This is a genomic window from Halomonas sp. AOP13-D3-9 (assembly GCF_052379125.1).
Taxonomy (GTDB): Bacteria; Pseudomonadota; Gammaproteobacteria; order Pseudomonadales; family Halomonadaceae; genus Vreelandella.
Window position 1 is genome coordinate 1 of the sequence record NZ_JBQSYH010000045.1, and the last position, 2770, is coordinate 2770.

Sequence of the window (2770 nt, forward strand, 5' to 3'; positions counted from 1 at the left end):
TACGCCGGTCATTGCCACCGCACCTGGGCGCGTATCCTTTATGGGTCGCCAAGGTGGATACGGGCAGGTGATCGAGGTGGAACACGACACAGGGGCCATTAGTCGCTACACACACCTTAGCCGATTCTCCCCACAGCTAGTGGTTGGGGATTTAGTCAACGCGGGAGAGCCGCTCGGAGAGGTGGGTTCGTCCGGGGTCGCCACGGGCCCCAACCTGCATTACGAAGTGAGAGTCAATGACCAGCCTGTTGATCCCCTTGGTCAAGGTCAACGCATCATGCTGGGCAAACAGCCGACTCAAAGTGAATATCAAGCATCACTTTACGGGGCAAGAGATCGCTTGGAACAAGCTATCGGCACGGCGTCCCTTTATGACTTGATCTCGTTTAACGAGCCGTAACCACTCGTGCTTAACAACGTTGCATGGTTGGTGAGTAACGTGAACGTGCGCTTGTCTCGTTATGGAACCCAAGCCGTGTAATCACTCATCTATCACAACACAGGTAATCGGTATGGAAGAGGTTTCTCCCGTCACCATGGGGGGTATTGGCAAGCCTTGCGGCGGGCTTGATGACGGCTGTCGGTGCGCTCCCCGTTTTGTTTACCAAAACACCGAATCGTAGTGTACGCGATTTAGCGTTGGGGTTCGCCGCTGGCGTCATGCTAGCGGCCTCTTTCTTCTCACTGATCATACCCTCCTTAGAAGCCTCGGAGCTGCGTTATTGAGGTAGCGTTGTGCCGGCTGCCATTGCTTGTGCGGCCATTTTGCTAGGGATTGGAACGGTCGCACTACTGAACGAGCTCTTACCTCATGAACACTTCGAACAGGGTCGAGAAGGGCCGGAGGCTACCTCACTACGCCGTATCTGGTTGTTTATTATTGCCATTACGATACACAACCTGCCAGTGGGGCTGGCCGTTGGCGTGGCCTTCGGCGCAGGGGGAAGCGAAGGAGGCATGCCGCTGGCGATTGGCATTGGACTTCAGAATGCCCCGGAGGGACTGGCCGTAGCAATATCGCTGCTAAGCGTGGGCTATTCACGTTGGCGGTCTTGGACGATTGCCGCCCTTACGGGTCTTGTTGAGCCGTTGGGGGCTTATTAGGCGCTGGGGTCGTCAGCATGTCGCAAGCGTTACTTCCCTGGGGATTGGCCTTTGCGGCGGGAGCGATGTTGTATGTGATCAGTCATGAGATTATTCCCGAAACTCATCGGGGTGGGCACCAAAAAAAGACCACGCTGGGCCTTTCCATCGGATTGGTACTCATGCTGTTCTTGGATGTCTCGCTGGGCTAACGCATTAGGGGGCGAGTGTTGATTCTAACCCAAGTCGTGGGCCCCTCCATGTGAGTTTTCTGTGATACAGAGCTGATGATCACTGATGACCTCAATAATTCGGCAGCTTTCCACTTTGCCACCGGCACACTGCGTGACCATCCGTTGAAGCTCCTCACGCAGTGCGGACAGTCGTTGAAGGCGGGACTCCACTTTCTTTAGGTGATGTGTGGCGATGGCATCGACTTCTTGGCAAGGCATATCAGGTTGATCTGACATGGCCAAAAGCTCTCGCACTGACTCCACTGAAAAGCCAAAGTCTCGGGCATGACGAATAAAGGTCAAACGCCGCACAGCGTCGTCTCCATAGCGGCGCTGTCCTCCGCCGGTTCGGGTCGCATCGCGCAGCAACCCAATACGCTCGTAATAACGAACCGTTTCAGGTTTGCAATCGGCTCGTCGTGCTAACTCACCAATGCTGATACTTTGGCCGATCATCGACATGGTAAAACTCCTTATGCAGGGCTTGAAGCTGTAGTTGCTACAAGGTTTACACTTCAAAACCATAGCCCATTGGGAGGAGAGGCACCATGAAAACATCGACGCCGACAACAGCGCCTACCACCTTGACGCTGTATGTCGAAGGCATGGACTGCGGCGGTTGTGAGCGCAAGGTTGTGTCGGCGCTAGAGCGGCTGGACGGCATTGAGGAAGTAACGGCAAGCTCGGTCACGGGATCGGTGAAGATTCATCACCACGATCACGGGGCCCCCTCGCGAAAGACCATTGATGGCATACTGAACGAACTAGGCTATCAAGTGGCTTCCCATGATGGCCAAACACACGCATCTGGCTCTGCATCCCCTTGGTGGCAAACCGCTAAAGGGCGCTTGGTCATTATCACAGGAAATCTGCTGATCGTAGCCTTCGCGCTTCGGTTAGCATGGCCTGCGCTGGGTAATGTGCCTTTCATTCTGGCCACGCTGGTCGGCTTAATGCCCATTGCGCAGAGTGCCTGGGGCGCCCTCAAGATGCGCAACCCCTTTACCATCGAGATGCTGATGTGCATCGCTGCGCTTGGCGCATTGGCCATCAATGCTGCCGCTGAAGCTGCGATGGTCGTGTTCTTGTTCGCCGTAGGTGAGCTACTCGAAGGGGTAGCTGCTTCACGGGCGCGCCGCAGTATCTCAGCCTTGGCAAATTTAACACCCTCAACGGCGAGGCTGATGGACAATGGCCATCTGCGTGACGTCTCGGCGGAGTCACTTAAACCCGGCCAGCGTGTGCTGGTGCGGCCCGGTGATCGCGTTCCCTGCGATGGACGCATCCTGGTGGGCACCTCCGACATTGACGAGTCGCCGGTAAACGGCGAGTCCATCCCCCGTTCGCGAGCGCCTGGTGATGACATTTTTGCTGGCACAGTGAATCTTGATGCCGCCCTGGAGGTGGAGGTAACACGAGGCGCTGATGACAATACGATCGCACGCGTTATTCGC

The 2770-nt window shown here is 55.9% G+C and carries 5 protein-coding genes; 4 read left to right on the forward strand and 1 reads right to left on the reverse strand.

What is annotated here, in order from left to right; translation table 11 throughout:
- From ACT3UM_RS24080 to ACT3UM_RS24090, 3 genes are all read left to right on the forward strand, one after another.
- The coding region (locus ACT3UM_RS24080; RefSeq protein ID WP_498902536.1) for a M23 family metallopeptidase at window positions 1-400 on the forward strand (400 nt) is incomplete at its 5' end.
- Between the two features lie 335 nt (window positions 401-735).
- A complete protein-coding gene (locus ACT3UM_RS24085) occupies window positions 736-1104 on the forward strand; it encodes a ZIP family metal transporter (protein ID WP_238528551.1) in 369 nt (122 codons plus the stop codon).
- 17 nt (window positions 1105-1121) lie between these two features.
- A complete protein-coding gene (locus ACT3UM_RS24090) occupies window positions 1122-1295 on the forward strand; it encodes a ZIP family metal transporter (RefSeq protein ID WP_238528553.1) in 174 nt (57 codons plus the stop codon).
- Between the two features lie 24 nt (window positions 1296-1319).
- On the opposite strand, the gene ACT3UM_RS24095 is transcribed toward ACT3UM_RS24090, so the two are convergent.
- Window positions 1320-1778 carry a MerR family transcriptional regulator gene (locus ACT3UM_RS24095; protein WP_008958494.1) on the reverse strand — a complete coding sequence of 153 codons (459 nt, stop codon included), beginning with the start codon at window positions 1776-1778 and terminating at the stop codon, window positions 1320-1322.
- 86 nt (window positions 1779-1864) lie between these two features.
- Between ACT3UM_RS24095 and ACT3UM_RS24100 the strand changes: the two genes are divergently transcribed.
- The coding region (locus tag ACT3UM_RS24100; RefSeq protein WP_498902538.1) for a P-type ATPase actuator domain-containing protein at window positions 1865-2770 on the forward strand (906 nt) is incomplete at its 3' end.